Origin of the sequence: Pseudomonas sp. BN607, from assembly GCF_029871175.1 — a bacterium.
Lineage (GTDB): Bacteria > Pseudomonadota > Gammaproteobacteria > Pseudomonadales > Pseudomonadaceae > Aquipseudomonas.
Genome location: NZ_SSOE01000069.1, coordinates 30,883 through 46,453 on the forward strand (window position 1 = coordinate 30,883; position 15,571 = coordinate 46,453).

General features: G+C 62.6%; 16 protein-coding genes and 2 pseudogenes. 12 read left to right on the forward strand and 6 right to left on the reverse strand.

Annotated elements, in window-relative coordinates:
• Window positions 1–9: 9 nt before the first annotated feature.
• Window positions 10–933 (reverse strand): LysR family transcriptional regulator, encoded by a 924-nt coding sequence (locus E8E68_RS26020; RefSeq protein ID WP_012273620.1) that lies wholly within the window; start codon window positions 931–933, stop codon window positions 10–12.
• Between the two features lie 49 nt (window positions 934–982).
• On the opposite strand from E8E68_RS26020, the gene E8E68_RS26025 reads away from it, so the two are divergent.
• The 4 genes from E8E68_RS26025 to E8E68_RS26040 all read left to right on the forward strand — a co-directional run bounded on the left by E8E68_RS26025 (window position 983) and on the right by E8E68_RS26040 (window position 4,073).
• Window positions 983–1,297: a hypothetical protein gene (locus E8E68_RS26025; protein ID WP_025753884.1), complete on the forward strand. Its 315-nt coding sequence runs from the start codon at window positions 983–985 to the stop codon at window positions 1,295–1,297.
• Window positions 1,298–1,405: 108 nt separating this feature from the next.
• The gene (locus E8E68_RS26030; protein WP_003254608.1) at window positions 1,406–2,005 is read left to right on the forward strand and encodes an FMN-dependent NADH-azoreductase; all 600 of its coding nucleotides are present in this window, start codon (window positions 1,406–1,408) and stop codon (window positions 2,003–2,005) included.
• A 255-nt stretch (window positions 2,006–2,260) separates the two neighbouring features.
• Complete coding sequence (locus E8E68_RS26035; protein ID WP_266028824.1) at window positions 2,261–3,136, forward strand: carboxylate/amino acid/amine transporter; 876 nt, start codon at window positions 2,261–2,263, stop codon at window positions 3,134–3,136.
• Between the two features lies 1 nt (window position 3,137).
• The gene (locus E8E68_RS26040; RefSeq protein ID WP_266028825.1) at window positions 3,138–4,073 is read left to right on the forward strand and encodes an AEC family transporter; all 936 of its coding nucleotides are present in this window, start codon (window positions 3,138–3,140) and stop codon (window positions 4,071–4,073) included.
• Window positions 4,074–4,190: 117 nt separating this feature from the next.
• Here E8E68_RS26040 and E8E68_RS26045 read toward each other — a convergent pair whose 3' ends face one another.
• On the reverse strand, window positions 4,191–5,492 hold the full coding sequence (locus E8E68_RS26045) for a mechanosensitive ion channel family protein (RefSeq protein WP_280346137.1): 1,302 nt from the start codon (window positions 5,490–5,492) through the stop codon (window positions 4,191–4,193).
• Between the two features lie 142 nt (window positions 5,493–5,634).
• Between E8E68_RS26045 and E8E68_RS26050 the strand changes: the two genes are divergently transcribed.
• Entirely contained in the window at window positions 5,635–6,957 is a 1,323-nt protein-coding gene (locus E8E68_RS26050) for a DEAD/DEAH box helicase (protein WP_110743698.1), read from the forward strand.
• Between the two features lie 124 nt (window positions 6,958–7,081).
• On the opposite strand, the gene E8E68_RS26055 is transcribed toward E8E68_RS26050, so the two are convergent.
• Window positions 7,082–7,354, reverse strand: a complete 273-nt coding sequence (locus E8E68_RS26055; protein WP_280346142.1) for a hypothetical protein — start codon at window positions 7,352–7,354, stop codon at window positions 7,082–7,084.
• A 171-nt stretch (window positions 7,355–7,525) separates the two neighbouring features.
• Here E8E68_RS26055 and E8E68_RS26060 point away from each other — a divergent pair.
• The 4 genes and pseudogenes from E8E68_RS26060 to E8E68_RS26075 all read left to right on the forward strand — a co-directional run.
• Window positions 7,526–7,645, forward strand: a pseudogene (locus E8E68_RS26060) (BrnT family toxin); the annotation flags it as partial.
• A pseudogene (locus E8E68_RS26065) lies at window positions 7,623–7,876 on the forward strand (BrnA antitoxin family protein). The pseudogenes E8E68_RS26060 and E8E68_RS26065, both read left to right, overlap by 23 nt.
• 76 nt (window positions 7,877–7,952) lie before the next feature.
• A complete protein-coding gene (locus tag E8E68_RS26070; RefSeq protein ID WP_266028829.1) occupies window positions 7,953–8,348 on the forward strand; it encodes a transcriptional regulator in 396 nt (131 codons plus the stop codon).
• A gap of 105 nt (window positions 8,349–8,453) precedes the next feature.
• A complete protein-coding gene (locus tag E8E68_RS26075) occupies window positions 8,454–9,380 on the forward strand; it encodes a DMT family transporter (RefSeq protein ID WP_280346145.1) in 927 nt (308 codons plus the stop codon).
• 56 nt (window positions 9,381–9,436) lie between these two features.
• Here E8E68_RS26075 and E8E68_RS26080 read toward each other — a convergent pair whose 3' ends face one another.
• Window positions 9,437–10,609, reverse strand: coding sequence for an MFS transporter (locus E8E68_RS26080; protein ID WP_280346148.1), 1,173 nt, complete (start codon window positions 10,607–10,609; stop codon window positions 9,437–9,439).
• A 106-nt stretch (window positions 10,610–10,715) separates the two neighbouring features.
• Between E8E68_RS26080 and E8E68_RS26085 the strand changes: the two genes are divergently transcribed.
• Together E8E68_RS26085 and E8E68_RS26090 are read left to right on the forward strand one after the other, a co-directional pair.
• Complete coding sequence (locus tag E8E68_RS26085; RefSeq protein WP_110743692.1) at window positions 10,716–11,609, forward strand: LysR family transcriptional regulator; 894 nt, start codon at window positions 10,716–10,718, stop codon at window positions 11,607–11,609.
• A gap of 124 nt (window positions 11,610–11,733) precedes the next feature.
• Window positions 11,734–11,862 (forward strand): PA1414 family protein, encoded by a 129-nt coding sequence (locus E8E68_RS26090; RefSeq protein ID WP_009683677.1) that lies wholly within the window; start codon window positions 11,734–11,736, stop codon window positions 11,860–11,862.
• A 70-nt stretch (window positions 11,863–11,932) separates the two neighbouring features.
• Here the strand turns inward: E8E68_RS26090 and E8E68_RS26095 are convergent, their stop codons facing one another.
• Both E8E68_RS26095 and speB read right to left on the reverse strand, forming a co-directional pair.
• Window positions 11,933–13,312: a sodium:solute symporter gene (locus E8E68_RS26095; RefSeq protein WP_110743691.1), complete on the reverse strand. Its 1,380-nt coding sequence runs from the start codon at window positions 13,310–13,312 to the stop codon at window positions 11,933–11,935.
• A 132-nt stretch (window positions 13,313–13,444) separates the two neighbouring features.
• Entirely contained in the window at window positions 13,445–14,395 is a 951-nt protein-coding gene (gene speB, locus E8E68_RS26100; RefSeq protein ID WP_110743690.1) for an agmatinase, read from the reverse strand.
• A 225-nt stretch (window positions 14,396–14,620) separates the two neighbouring features.
• Here speB and E8E68_RS26105 point away from each other — a divergent pair, with 225 nt between their 5' ends.
• Entirely contained in the window at window positions 14,621–15,514 is an 894-nt protein-coding gene (locus E8E68_RS26105) for a LysR family transcriptional regulator (protein ID WP_003254585.1), read from the forward strand.
• Window positions 15,515–15,571 lie beyond the last annotated feature (57 nt).

The window sequence follows — 15,571 nt, forward strand, 5'->3', positions numbered from 1 at the left end:
GCGGTCCTCTCAGGCTTGTGGGGGGGCTGCGAAGGGCACGTCCAGTGGCGCGGTGTCGAAGTTGCGCAGCAGGTCGATGAGAATCTGCGTGGCAGGGCCCAAGGTCTTCTCTTTGCTCGAATAAAGGTAGAACAGTGGGTGGCGGCTGCCACCCTGATCCAGCGGCAAGGGCTTGAGCACGCCTTCGCGCAGTTCGCGCTCGATCATGTGCCGAGGGAGCCAGGCGAAGCCCAGGCCGCTGCTGACGAAGGTAGCGGCAGTGCCCAGGCTGCCGACGGTCCAGCGCTGCTCGGCGCCTAGCCAGCCGACGTCACGCGGCTGGGCGCGGCCGGAGTCGCGGATCACGACCTGTAACTGGCTTTCAAGGTCCTGGAAGGTCAGTTCACGGCCCAGGCGGTGCAGGCTGTGCTCGGGGTGGGCGACGGCGACGAACTCCACGGCGCTCAGTTCGGCGCCCAGGTAGCCGCCGATGCTGTAGCTGCTGATGGCCAGGTCGGCGATGCCTTCATGCATCACTTCCTCGACGCCGGACAGCACTTCTTCACGCAGGCGCACCCGGCAACCACGGCTTTGCGGCATGAACGCGGCCAGTGCACGCACCAGGCGGGCACTGGGGTAGGCGGCATCCACCACCAGGCGTACTTCGGCTTCCCAGCCCTGCTCCATGTGGTGGGCGAGGTCTTCAAGCTGGCTGGCCTGTTTGACCAGGTGGCGTGAGCGGCGCAGCAGCACATTGCCGGCTTCGGTCAGCACCGCCTTGCGCCCGTCGATGCGCAGCAGGGGTACGCCCAGTTGCTCCTGCATGCGCGCCACGGTGTAGCTGACCGACGACTGCGAGCGGTGCAATGCCTCGGCGGCCTGGGCAAACCCGCCGTGATCGACCACTGCTTGCAGGGTTCGCCACTGGTCAAGGGTAACGCGCGGCGCTTTCATCTTTCGCTCCTGTTGTCCTAAGCTGCGCTCTTTGCAAGGAGAGCGGCCCATGAAGAAATGTTGTGCGGCAATACTGATGTGCCTGCCCCTGGGGGCAATGGCCTATCCCATCGATGTGGAAAAGGAGCTGACCGGGGTCAAGCTCGACTACACCGCCTATGACACGGCCTACGACATTGGCGCCATCACCCTCAACAACTATGGGCAGGTCCCGGCGGCATGCAAGGTCACCTTCCGCAATGGCCCGGAGGCGCCAAGGGTGCGCCGGGTGAACGTGCCGGCCGGGAAAAGCGTCGATGTCACCGCCAAATTCAACCGGCAGATCATCAAACTGCGGATCGCCTTGAGCTGCAGCGCGGAATAAACTGATTAATCGATTGATTGAACCCACTTTTTACGCTTTTTTATCGATAGGTCAAGCCTTAATCTCACCTCCATCGAATCGCAACCTTTTTGCCGATGGAGGCATCCCATGTCCCGTGTACTGATCATCGAAAGCAGCGCCCGTCAGCAAGATTCCGTTTCCCGTCAGCTGACCAAGGATTTCATCCAGCAATGGCAGGCTGCCCACCCGGCCGATCAGATCACTGTGCGCGACCTGGCAGTAAGCCCGGTACCCCACCTGGACGCGAACCTGCTGGGCGGCTGGATGAAACCCGAAGAACAGCGCAGCGCCGCCGAGCTGGAGGCCCTGGCCCGTTCCAACGAACTGACTGATGAATTGCTTGCTGCCGACGTGCTGGTAATGGCTGCGCCGATGTACAACTTCACCATTCCCAGCACCCTGAAGGCCTGGCTGGACCATGTGCTGCGTGCCGGCATCACGTTCAAGTACACCCCGACCGGCCCGCAGGGCTTGCTGACTGGCAAGCGTGCCATCGTCCTGACTGCCCGCGGCGGCATCCATGCGGGTGCCAGCAGTGACCATCAGGAACCGTACCTGCGCCAGGTCATGGCTTTCATCGGCATCCACGATGTCGACTTCATCCATGCCGAAGGCCTGAACATGAGTGGCGAGTTCCACGAGAAGGGCGTCAACCAGGCCAAGGCCAAGCTGGCAGCGGTGGCCTGAGGCTTCACGAATTCCCAAACCTGACACCTGTTTTTGCTCCTTTGGGTGTACCTGCCCGGCTTGTATGGCCGGGCTTTTTTATGCCTGGGGTTTTTTGGTGGTCAGTGCCGGCCTATTCGCTCGCCGGAAGATATGCAGGTCCCTGTGGGAGCGGGCGTGCCCGCGAAGAGGCCGGTACAGCCCCTACATTCCTCATGGTTGAACTTCTTCGCCGCAACCCGCTAAGGTCGCGGCCTTGATCCACGAGAGGCAACCATGGGCTACCTGATAATCGTCGCGCTGATCCAGGCGTTTTCCTTCAGCTTGATCGGCGAGTACCTGGCAGGGCACGTCGACAGCTATTTCGCAGTACTCGCCAGGGTGCTGCTGGCCGGCCTGGTGTTCCTGCCGCTGACCCGCTGGCGCCAGGTCGAGCCACGCTTCATGCGTTCCATGCTGCTGATTGGCGCGCTGCAGTACGGCATCACCTATGTCTGCCTGTACCTGAGCTTCCGTGTGCTCACCGTACCGGAGGTGCTGCTGTTCACGATCCTGACGCCGCTACACGTGACCTTGATCGAAGATGCCCTGAACCGGCGCTTCAACGCTTGGGCGCTAGTGGCCGCGCTGGTCGCCGTGGCCGGCGCTGCGGTGATCCGTTTCGACAGCATCAGCGGTGAGTTCTTCATCGGCTTCCTGCTGCTGCAACTGGCCAACTTCACCTACGCCGCCGGCCAGGTGCTGTACCGCCACCTGGTCGCGCGCAACCCCAGCGACCTGCCGCACTACGCCCGCTTCGGTTACTTCTACCTCGGCGCCTTGCTGGTGGTGCTGCCGGCCTTCCTGCTTTTCGGCAACGCCCAGCATCTGCCGAGTACCGATGTGCAATGGCTGGTGCTGTTGTTCCTGGGGCTTTGTCCGACGGCGCTTGGGCTGTACTGGTGGAACAAAGGTGCATGCCTGGTTTCTGGCGGTACGCTGGCGGTGATGAACAACCTGCATGTGCCGGTGGGGCTGCTGCTGAACCTGTTGATCTGGAACCAGCATGAACCACTGGGGCGGCTGTTCATCGGCGGTGCGATCATCCTCGCCTCGGTATGGCTGAGCCGCCTGGGTGGGCGCGCACAGGCGCCGCTGGCCGGCAAGGCCTGACATGCACAACCTCTTGGTCATCGTTGCGCCGATCTTCGCCCTGATCCTGGTCGGCTACCTGTGCCGCAAGACCAACAAGCTGGGCGATAAGGCGGCCGCCGAAATCAACAAAATGGTGGTCTGGCTGTGCCTGCCGGCCTTGCTGTTCAAGGTCACTGCCACTGCCACGTGGAGCGAGATCTGGCACCCAGGGTTCATCGTTGCCTTCGGCGCAGGCGCCCTGGCCATGTTCGTGGTCACGCTGCTGTGGCGCCTGTACAGCGGCCACGGCCTGGTGGCATCGAGCATCGACGGGCTCAGTGCCGGTTACGCCAACACCGGCTATATCGGCATTCCGCTGTGCCTGCTGTTGTTCGGCCAGGCGGGCCTGCAGCCGGCGCTGATCTCGTCGTTGATCGTGGTGTGCCTGGTGTTTGCCATTTCGCTGACCTTCATCGAGGTCGGGTTGCAGGAAGAACGGCAGGTGGGCCGGGCGATCCTGGTGGTGAGCAAGGCGCTGGCGAAGAACCCGCTGGTCATTTCGCCCCTGGCGGGGGCGGGTTGGGCCATGAGCGGATTGGGGCTGGCCGAACCGGTGCTGCACTTTCTCGATATGCTGGCGCTGGCCACCACGCCCTGCGCCTTGATATCGCTGGGTGCGTTCCTGGCAGAAAAACGCCCGGGCGCGCAGGCCAGCCCATGGCCTTTGGTGGGCTTGAAGCTGGTAGGGCAGCCGGTGCTGACCTGGGTGCTGGCGTACAAGGTGTTCAGCCTGCCGAGCATGTGGGCGGCTTCGGCAGTGCTGCTGGCAGCGCTGCCGACCGGCACTGGGCCGTTCATGCTGGCGGAGTATTACAACCGTGAGGCGGGGTTGATTTCGCGGACGATCCTGTTGTCGACCGTGGCCTCGCTGGTGACCTTGACCGGGCTGTTGTACTTGCTCGGGTATGGGGGGTAGCTGCCGGCCCATTCGCGGGTGAACCCGCCCCCACAGGATGGCACCACGGCTGAAGGCTGTGAGGTCCCTGTGGGGACGGGTTCACCCGCGAATGGGCGGCAAGGCAGCCCGGCAATCTCAAGCCTCGCTCATTTCTTCCAGGCGACGAGGCAATGGCTCTTGGGCTGAACGCCCGGCCAAACCCACCCGCATGTCATTGCCACTCGGCTGCTGATACAAGCTCAAGCCAAACTCCGGCAACACCGCCAGCAGGTAGTCGAAGATGTCCCCCTGGATGCGCTCGTAATCCGCCCACACCGTGGTGGTGGTGAAGCAGTAGATTTCCAGCGGCACGCCCTCGGCGGTGGTCTGCATTTGCCGCACCATGCAGGTCATGTTCGGGTGAATATTGGGGTGGTTCTTCAGATAGGCCAGGGCAAACGCGCGGAAGGTGCCGATGTTGGTCAGCTTGCGGCGGTTGGCCGACAGCTCGGCGACAGGCCCTAGGGCGTCGTTCCAGTTTTGCAGTTCCTGGCGCTTGCCGGCCAGGTAGTCGCCCAGCAACTGCACCTGGCTCAGTCGCTGCTCCTCTTCGCGGGTGAGGAAACGCACCCCGGCCGCATCGATGAACAGGCTGCGCTTGATGCGCCGGCCACCGGACTGCTGCATGCCGCGGTAGTTGCGGAACGACTCGCTCATCAGGCGCCAGGTGGGGATCGAGACGATGGTCTTGTCGAAGTTCTGTACTTTCACTGTGTGCAAGGTGATGTCCACCACGTCACCATCGGCGCCTACCTGCGGCATCTCGATCCAGTCCCCGACATGCAGCATGTCGTTGCTGGTCAGCTGCACGCTGGCGACGAACGACAGCAGGGTGTCCTTGTACACCAACAGCAGCACCGCCGACATGGCACCCAGGCCGGACAGCAGTAACAGCGGCGAGCGGTCGATCAGGGTAGCGACGATGACGATCGAGGCGAAGATCCACAGCATCATCTTGGCCAACTGCACGTAGCCCTTGATCGAGCGGGTGCGGGCGTGTTCGGTGCGGGCATAGATGTCGAGCAAGGCATCCAGCAGGCATGACAGCGCCATGGTCATGAACAGCAGGGTAAAGGCCAGGGCGACATTGCCGAGGAAGTGCTGGGCGGTGTCGGACAGCTCAGGCACCAGCTTCAGGCCGAACTGCAGCACCAGTGACGGGGTGGTTTGCGCCAGGCGGTGGAAAACCTTGTTGTGGCGCAGGTCGTCCAGCCATTTCAGCGCAGGCTGGCGGGCCAGCAGGCGGGCACCGTGCAGCATCAGGAAGCGTGCCAGACGCCCGACGATCAGGGAGATCAGCAGGAGCACCGCCAGGCCTATGGCTGCATGGAGCATGGGATGTTGGTCGAGGGTGCCCCACAGGTCGAGGGAGTCACGCCAGATTCGTTGAATATCCATGGGCTTGCGTACAGTCTATTTGCGAAACGAAGCGCCATTAGAGCGCGGATGGCGACAAAGTTGCCAAAAGAAATTCGGCTAAGGCGGCAGAAAACGTTACCCTATGCAACTGAATTTCCCGCACTAGCCTGAGGTTACCTCCGTGTTCTCCCAATTCGCCCTGCATGAACGCCTGCTTAAAGCCGTGGCCGAGCTTAAATTTGTCGAGCCAACCCCGGTGCAGGCAGCGGCCATCCCCTTGGCCCTGCAAGGGCGTGACCTGCGCGTGACCGCGCAGACCGGCAGCGGCAAGACGGCCGCCTTCGTGCTGCCGTTGCTCAACCGCCTGGTCGACCTGCGCGAGCGCCGCGTGGAGATTCGCGCACTGATCCTGCTGCCAACCCGCGAACTGGCCCAGCAGACCCTCAAGCAGGTACAGCTGTTCTCGCAGTTCACCTACATCAAGTCGGGCCTGGTCACTGGCGGTGAAGACTTCAAGGAACAGGCCGCCATGCTGCGCAAGGTGCCCGACGTGCTGATCGGCACCCCGGGTCGTCTGCTCGAGCAGCTCAATGCCGGCAACCTCGACCTGTCCCACGTGCAGGTGCTGATCCTGGACGAAGCCGACCGCATGCTCGACATGGGCTTTGCCGAAGACATGGAGCGCCTGTGCAAGGAGTGCGAGAACCGCGAACAGACCCTGCTGTTCTCTGCCACCACCGGTGGCGCAGCGCTGCGTGACATCATTGGCAAGGTGCTGAAAGACCCTGAGCACCTGATGCTCAACAGCGTCTCGCAGCTGGCTGAAGGCACCCGTCAGCAGATCATCACCGCTGACCACGACCAGCATAAAGAGCAGATCGCGCAGTGGTTGCTGGCTAACGAAACCTTCGACAAGGCGATCATCTTCACCAATACCCGCGCCATGGCCGACCGCATCTACGGTCACCTGGTGGCCAAGGATGTGAAGGCCTTCGTGCTGCACGGCGAGAAAGACCAGAAGGACCGCAAGCTGGCCATCGAGCGCTTCAAGCAGGGCAGCTCCAAGGTGCTGGTGGCGACCGACGTGGCAGCCCGTGGCCTGGATATCGACGGCCTCGACCTGGTGATCAACTTCGACATGCCCCGCAGCGGTGATGAGTACGTGCACCGCGTAGGCCGTACCGGCCGTGCGGGTGGTGAAGGCCTGGCGATTTCGCTGATCACCCATAACGACTGGAACTTGATGTCGAGCATCGAGCGCTACCTCAAGCAACAGTTCGAGCGCCGCGTGATCAAGGAAGTGAAGGGGACTTACAGCGGGCCGAAGAAGGTCAAGGCTTCGGGCAAGGCGGCAGGCGCCAAGAAGAAGAAAGTCGACAAGAAGACTGGCGAGAAGAAAGCTGCTGCCAAGCGCAAGCCTACTGCCAAGCCGAAGGCCAACGCGCCTCTGGCCAGTGCTGACGGCCTGGCGCCGCTGAAGAAGCGCAAGCCTGCTGCCGAGTAACATCCGGTGGCCCTGTCGGCTTCTTCGCGGGTGAACCCGCTCCCACAGGTGCCGCACTGACCTTGAGTGCCGCGCGGTCTTGTGGGAACGGGTTCACCCGCTACAAGGCCCGTCGGCCCAACAACTAATCAGCCTTCTTTTCCGCTTCCTTCAATTCCTTGATCCGCTTGTCGATCAGCTGACACTTGTCGGGCAAGTCTTTGCTCGCAGTCCCCAGTTCCATTCCCTGAAGCTCGTCATTGATCTCCTTGGCCTTTTGCGGTTTCTGCTCGGTCAACTGAGTGACCAGCCCGGCCAGCTCCTCACGTTTCTGCGTTGCTTCTTCAGGTGTGCAGGCCCAAGCGGGCAGGGCGCAGAGCAGGGCAGTGGCACAGGCTATGGGCAATAGCGGTTTCATCCTTTCAACCTCCGGCGTTGGTGGTGCCCGGTGGAGGGCTGTGGGGGCAGGGAAGTTCAGGGCTTGCGACCGATGGATGATTTCCTTGATGGTCGTAGCCCATTTCTGAAACGCAGCCATATCCCTCCAGAGCCGTTGAGCAGCGCGCTACATCGCTCTAGTCTCAAAGGAAAGGCGCTGATAGGTGTCGTCGTGTACACGGAGAGCCGGGGTGAGGTGATTCGCATCATTTCTGCAAGAAAAGCCACCAAACGGGAGGCCAGGTACTATGACCAAATCATCGAAAACTGACTGGAGCCGCCTGGCTCGACAGGACGACAAGGATATCGACACATCAGATATCCCTGAACTGGACCACGACTTTTCCGCCAGGCCGAGCTGCGCGTTCCCGCCAAGCAGACGGTGACCATTCGACTGGACTCAGATGTCCTTGCCTGGTTCAAGGAGCAGGGCAGCGGCTACCAGACCCGGATCAATCAGTTGCTGCGCCAGTACATGCAAGCACAACAACGTCAGCGCTAAACGCTTCTGAACGCTTGGCAACCCTGGCAGGTCCCAACCTGTGTACCCCTTCCGTCCACAGCAGGAGCCCGTAGCCATGAGCATCGTCTACGACTGGGACCTGATCGAACGCTTGCTGCACGAGGTGCAGAACGGCGGCGGTCACAGCTTCACGCCACGCCCCTATGCCGAGCAGCACGCCGCCGCACTGGCCGCCAAGGGTGAGCCGGTGGGTGACGTGGATCATCTGAAAACCCGTGCATGCGAGTATGAAAAGCTGCTATTCGAGCGCGGATTCATTGAATGCCGGCCTGAAGAGGACGGCGGCAATGGCGAAAACTTTGTCCTGACCGAACGCGGCTCGCGCTTGATGAGCCTGATCGACAGCAGCATCCCCGGCTTCGAGCACCCGCGCCAGGTGCTGGATGAGCAGGAAGATGCGCTGGACGAAACGACATTCGACCAGGTATCTGCGAAGGCACAGATTGCTTGATGTCGTTTTAAGGCTGGCATGTGCAGCGTTCAAAACCCGATAATCGGTCGCTTCTGAAAGCTGCCGAGTCTTGCCCATGCCAACGATCACCCCAGAGGCCCGCTTATGAGCGCGGTCCGCAAGAACCCTGACGCCTTTGCCTTCCAGGTAATGCTGGGCCTTTGCCTGATATGGGGCTGCCAGCAGGTGCTGATCAAGACCGCCGCCGTCGACATCGCCCCGGTGATGCAGGCGGCACTGCGCAATGGCATTGCCGCTGTGCTGGTAGGCCTGATGCTGTGCTGGCGGGGTGGCTGGGAGCAGGTCGGCAGTACCTGGCGCGCCGGGTTGCTGGCGGGCGGGCTGTTCGGGGTGGAGTTTCTGTTCATTGCCGAAGGGCTGAAACTGACATCGGCGGCACACATGTCGGTGTTTCTCTACACCGCGCCCGTGTTCACCGCGTTGGGGCTGCATTTTCGGTTGGCCAGTGAACGCTTGCGGCTGCTGCAATGGCTGGGGATTCTGCTGGCATTCGGCGGCATTGCCATGGCGTTTGCCGGTGGCATGTCATTCGAGCACATGGACGGTCGTACCTTGCTGGGTGACGCGTTTGGCGTGATCGCCGGGCTGGCCTGGGGCGCGACCACGGTGGTGGTGCGCTGCTCGCGATTGTCGGAGGCGCCGGCGACCTTGACCCTGTTCTATCAGCTGGCGGTCGGTTTTGCTGGGCTGTTGCTGATCGCACTGCTCAGCGGACAGATCGGCGCGGTGTCGCTGACGCCGCTGGCGATGGGCAGCGTATTGTTCCAGGGGATTGTGGTGTCGTTCGTCAGCTACCTCACCTGGTTCTGGCTGCTGCGCAAGTACCTGGCGTCGAACCTGGCGGTGTTTTCCTTCATTACCCCATTGTTCGGGGTGACCTTTGGTGTCTTGCTGCTGGATGAACCGCTGAGCGCGAATTTTGTGGTGGGGGCGTTGATGGTGTTGCTGGGTGTGGTTCTGGTGAGTGCCGAACCTTGGGTGAAGCAGCAGTTGCGACGGTTTGTCGGGTGATGTGTGCCGGCTCTTCGCGGGTGAGCCCGCGAAGAGCCGGATCAAACAATCATCATTCAGGGTGTGACCCTGGCCTGACAGGCAACAGCCTGCCGTGTTCTGCCGGCCATCAGCACCAGCCCGCCAGCCACTCCCAAGCCACCCGCCGCCAGCATCAGCGCCGGTTGCAGCCCGCCGCTGTAGTGGCTGCTGAGCGCCGCCAGTAACGGCCCGCTCAACTGCCCCAGGGCGAAGCACGCGGTCAGCAGCCCGGCATTGCGCTGTGTGGCATGCGGCGCCAGCTCCCGCGAGCGTTGCATCACCAATTGCATGCAGGCCAGGAACGGCCCGCCGCACAGCACCACGCCCAACGCCAACCCGATACCCCCGCCCATCAGGCAAGCCAGCACACCGATTCCCTGCAGCCAGAGGGTGGCGGTGAGCCAAGCCGAAGTGTGCCCGCCGCGGCGCAGGCTCACCAGCAGCACCCCCAGCGCAGCCGCCAGGCCAAACGCCGGCCAGAACAGGTCGGCCAGCCACTGCCCGCGGAACTGCTGGTTGGCCATCTGGGACAGGAAGGTGGCCGGCAGGATGTAACCGATGCCATACAAGGCATACACCAACCCCAGGCGGCCGATGCCGACACTGCGGGTCGGGCCATGGCGCGCAGGCGTTGGGCTTGGCGCCGCTTGCAGCGTACATGGCAGCCATCGCCGCATGGCCACCAGCATCGCCAGCGCGGCCATGCCGTAGATCAGCCACAGCGCTGCCGAACCCAGTCCCAGCACATGTGCCACCAGGGCCAGCAGGCCGGTGACGGCAATCCCCAGGCCGGGCCCGGCGAATACCAGAGCCCCCAGGCGCTGGTGGTTATGGGCATTGGCCACCTGCTGGCTGAGGCTGGTGATCATCACCAACACCCAGGCGCTGGCCAGGCCAGTGCCAAAACGCAGCAGCAGGTGCGGCCAGAAACCGTCGGCGCGCCACGAGGCCAAGGTCAGCACCACGCACAGCCACAGTCCCCCATGCAGGCGCAGGCGCACCTGGCCGGGGGAGCGGGCGAACATGGCGTCTACCGCACCAATGAAGTAACCCAGGTAGTTGGCCGCTGCCACCAGTCCAGCGACCGTCAGGTCGAACTGGCCCTCGGCGATCAGTTGCGGCAGTTGTGGTGTGAGGGCGAAGCGGCCGATACCCATGGCCATCATCAGCGCCACAGCGCTGGCCAGCAATTGAGAGAGTGGCGACATGACAGGTCTCCTGCACGTATGTAAGCGATGGCCGGCAGGTTAGAACGGTTTCTTTTTCAATAAAATTGAATAATGATGATCAAGTTGTTCTGTTTTGGAGAATATCGTGGAGTTCAGCCAGCTGCGTATCTTCCAGGCGGTCGCCGAGGAGGGTTCCATCACCCGTGCCGCCGAGCGCCTGCATCGGGTACCGTCAAACCTGTCGACGCGCCTGCGCCAGCTTGAAGAACAGCTGGGCGTCGAGCTGTTCCTGCGTGAGCGCCAGCGTTTGCAATTGTCACCGGCAGGCAAGGTGCTGCTGGACTACGCCAACCGTATGTCAGCGCTGCGCGACGAGGCGTTGGCCGCAGTGCGTGGCGGCCAGCCTGCCGGGGATTTCGTGCTGGGGACCATGTACAGCACGGCCGCCACCCACCTGCCGGCGTTGCTGGCGCGTTACCACCAGGCTTACCCGGCAGTGAACCTGCAGGTGCGCGCCGCGCCCAGCGGTGAATTGCTCGAAGGCCTGCTCAACCACAGCCTGGATGCTGCTCTGGTGGACGGCCCGCTCAACCTGGCCGGTCTTGACGGTGTACCGTTGTGCGATGAACAACTGGTGCTGATCACCAGCCCTGAACACCCGCCAGTGCACGGCGCCAAGGATGTGGCGGGCAAGGCGGTGTTCACCTTCCGCCAAGGCTGTTCGTACCGCATGCGCCTGGAGGCCTGGTATGCCCATGCGCACACGCCGATGGGCCGGGTAATGGAAATCGAGTCGTACCAGAGCATGCTGGCGTGCGTGATCGCTGGCGCGGGGGTGGCTATGATGGCCCGGTCGATGCTCGACAGCCTGCCCGGGCGCGATCGGGTAAGGGTGCATCCATTGCAAGCGCCGTTCGATCAGGCGGTCACTTGGCTGATGTGGCGCCAAGGTATGCGCGGGGCAAACTTGCAGGCCTGGATCGACCTGCAACAAAGCGAAACGATTGACCAGTCGTCGGAATGCGCCGCCACGGCTTGATCCGAGTCAAAATGGCCCATATCTGTAAGAGCAGAGGCATGCGTAATACAGGACATCGGGCTATGATCTGTATGAAACATCGCAGGATTGATTTGCCGTGAGGCTGACCCGTCAAGGGGGCATTATGAATAAACCACTGTCAAACTGGCTCCACGACCTGGCCGTCGCCTTGGGGCTGATTCCACCACCCTTGCAGCCGGTGCCGATCCCGACTGATGAAGAGCAGCGCAAGCGCCAACCGCGCCGTCGCTGAGAAAGACCAAAGGCCGCTGCACCTGGGTGGGTGCAGCGGCCTTTTTGTGTGTGCCCCTACAGGTTGTAGATCAGGCCAGTGTCGCCGCGGCTGCCGGCTTGCGCGACAGCAGGCTCACCACCACAAAGCTCACCAGGCCAATGGCCAGGCTGTAGTAGATCGGCGTGTTGGCCTCCAGCCCATCCTTGAACATGAACAGCAGCGCGGTGGCAAAGCCCAGCGACATGCTGGCAATTGCACCGGAAGTGGTTGCGCGTTTCCAGAAGATGGCGCCAATCAGCGGGATCAGCATGCCGCCGACCAGCAGGTTGTAGGCCAGGGTCAGGGCGTTGATCACATCATTCACCATCAGCGCGATGCCCAGCACCACCAGGCCGGTGAGCAAGGTGAACAGGCGGCTCATGCCCAGGCTCGACTGCTTGCCGCCTCGCAGCTTGGGCAGCAGGTCTTCGGTCACGGTGGTCGAGGCCGCCAGCAGGCCGGCGCTTGCGGTGGACATCATGGCCGCCAGGGCTGCCGCCATCAGCAAACCACGAATGCCATCTGGCAGGGTGGTCTTGATCATCTCGGCGAAGGCATTGTTCGGGTTGGCCAGGTCGGGCATCAGCACGTGTGCTGCCATGCCGATCGCCGCACAGGCCAGGCCGTACAGTACGCAGTACACACCGGCAGTAGTACCGGCACGCTGGCAGACCTTTTCATCGCGGGCAGTGAACACCCGCTGCCAGATGTCCTGGCCAATCAGGATGCCAAAGAAGTAGATCAGGAAGTAGGTGATGATGGTGTCCCAGCCAATGGTGGTCAGCTGGAAGCTGGCCGCCGGCAGTTTGGCCACCAGGGTATCCCAGCCACCGGCCTTGTACAGGCACACCGGCAGCAGGATGAACATCAGGCCGACGGTCTTGATCACGAACTGGACGATGTCGGTCAAGGTCAGCGACCACATCCCGCCGATGGTCGAGTACAGCACCACCACGCCGCCACCGAGCATCAGCGACGCCCAGAACGGCAGGTCCAGCAGTACCTGCAATACGGTGGCCATGGCCAGGGTCGAGGTCACACCGATCATCAGCGCGTAGGCCAGCATGATCACGGCGCTGGCCTGGCGGGCGGTAGGGTTATAGCGCTGCTCGAGCACCTGGGTCACGGTGAAGATACGCAGGCGCAGCAAGGGTTTGGCGAGGAACAGGTTGATGGCGATGATGCCCAGGCCCAAGGCTGCGCACAGCCAGAACCCGGAGATGCCGTGGACGTAGCCCAGGCGCACGGTGCCGACGGTGGAAGCGCCACCGAGCACGGTCGTGGCCATGGTACCCATGTACAGCACCGGGCCAAGGTTGCGCCCGGCTACCAGGTAGTCTTCATGGGTTTTTGCGCGCCGCATGCCATACCAGCCAAGCCCTAGCATGCCGGCGGTGTAGATCATTACAACAATGATGTCCAAGGCCATTGGGGGTCTCCCGATTATCTTTATTATGGCGAGATCGACCACGCGGGCGTCTGCACGGCGCCCGGCGGTCTTTTCTTGTGTTGGCGGGCCTCAGTGGCCCTCCCTCATGGCTCCTGCCGGGGTAGAGCGGTATTAGCGACGCACCACGCCAGGCAGCACGCAGAGCATTTCGAACAGCAGGTTGGCACCCAGCAGCGAGGTGTTGCCGGTGGTGTCGTAAGGTGGGGAGACCTCGACAAGGTCACAGCCGATCAGGTCCAGGCCGTGGCAGCCGCGAATGATCTCCATTGCCTGGATAGTGGTCAAGCCGCCGATTTCCGGGGTACCGGTACCCGGGGCCCAGGCCGGGTCGATGCCGTCGATGTCGAACGACAGGTAGACCGGCCCGCCACCCACTTTTTCCCGCACTTCGGCCATCAACGGCTCCAGCGACTTGTGCCAGCATTCCTCGGCCTGGACCACGCGGAAGCCCTGGCGGCGGCTCCAGTTGAAATCGTCGGCGGTGTAGCCTTGGGCGCGCAGGCCGATCTGCACCACGCGGTCGCAGTCGAGCAGGCCTTCTTCGACGGCGCGGCGGAAGGTGGTGCCGTGGGCGATTTTCTCGCCGAACATGTGGTCGTTGACGTCGGCGTGGGCATCGATGTGCACCAGGCCGATCTTGCCGTGCTTCTTGTGCAGCGCACGCAGGATCGGCAGGGTAATGGTGTGGTCGCCGCCCAGGGTCATCGGGATCACGTTGTGCTCGACGATCTGGTCGTACGCTTCTTCGATGATGCGTACGGCATCCAGCAGGTTGAAGGTGTTGATCGCCACGTCGCCGATGTCGGCCACCGACAGCGAGTCGAACGGCGCAGCGCCGGTAGCCATGTTATACGGACGGATCATCACCGATTCGGCGCGGATCTGCCGTGGGCCGAAGCGGGTGCCGGAGCGCAGGGAGGTGCCGATGTCCAGCGGCACGCCGATGAACGCGGCATCCAGGCCTTCGGCGCTTTGCAGGTGGGGCAGACGGAGCATGGTGGCGATGCCGCCGAAACGCGGCATTTCGTTGCCGCCCAGTGGTTGGTGGAGAGTCTTGTCCACGGTGGGCCTCATCAGTCGGTCGATTGTTCTGTTTGTTCGAACCTGTGCCGCCGCGCGCCTTTCAACTGTGCTTTTGCCGGCGGGCAGGGACATTTCGGCCAAGTCTGCGCAAGGTAGTGCCGGGGAAGAATCGCTACCGACAAATACTTAGTTCAGGAATTTCTGAACTAAAGCCCGGCAGAGCGGTTAGACTGCGCGGCAATACCCTTGTGGAAACGTTGCACCATGGCCTCGACCTTGCCCGACCTGAAACTGCTGCGCATCTTCATCAGCGTTGTGCGCCACCAGGGCTTCGCCAACGCCCAGCGCGAGCTGAACCTGTCGACGTCGGCCATCAGTACCTACATGAGCCAGCTGGAAGGCGCGCTGGGTATCGTGCTGTGCCACCGCGGCCGGGGTGGTTTCAGCCTGACCAGCAAGGGCGAGCTGTTCCACCAGGAAACTCTGCGCCTGCTAGCCGAACTGGATGGTTTCGAGCAATACGCGGCCGCACTCAAGGGCGAGTTGCGCGGCACCCTCAACCTGGGTGTGATCGACTCCACGGTCGGCGATCGAGCCTTGCCGCTGGCCGAGGCCATCGGTGCCTACAGTCAGGAGCACCCGGCGGTGCACTTGCACTTGTCGGTGTCCAGCCCGTACGAACTGCAACTGGGTGTGCAGGACAACCGACTGGACCTGGCGATCGGCGCGTTTTCCTCGCGCATGAGCGGCCTGCTGTACCAGCCGTTGTACCGCGAACAGCACTGGCTGTACTGCAGCAGCCGCCACCCGTTGTATGCCGAACGGCGTATCCCCGAGCAGGTGGTGACCCAGCAGCGCATGGTCGGGCGTGGTTACTGGAGCCAGGCAGAACTGGCCCGGCATGGGTTCAAGCACAGTGCGGCGACCGTGGAGAGTATGGAGGCGCAGTTGATCCTGATCCTGTCCGGCGCCTATATCGGTTACTTGCCCGAGCACTATGCCCAGGCCTGGGTCGACAAGGGCGACCTGCGCGTGCTGTCGCCGTCCACCTTTGGCTACCAGGCGCCGTTCTCGCTGATCATCCGCCGCGGGCGTAGCCGAGAACCGCTGATCCAGACCTTCCGTGACCTGTTGAAAAGCCAGCTTAACGTGGGTTGAGTGGCCCCGTGTTCATGTATTCCGTCGGGCGGCGTTAAATTTCGGCAGAAGCGGACC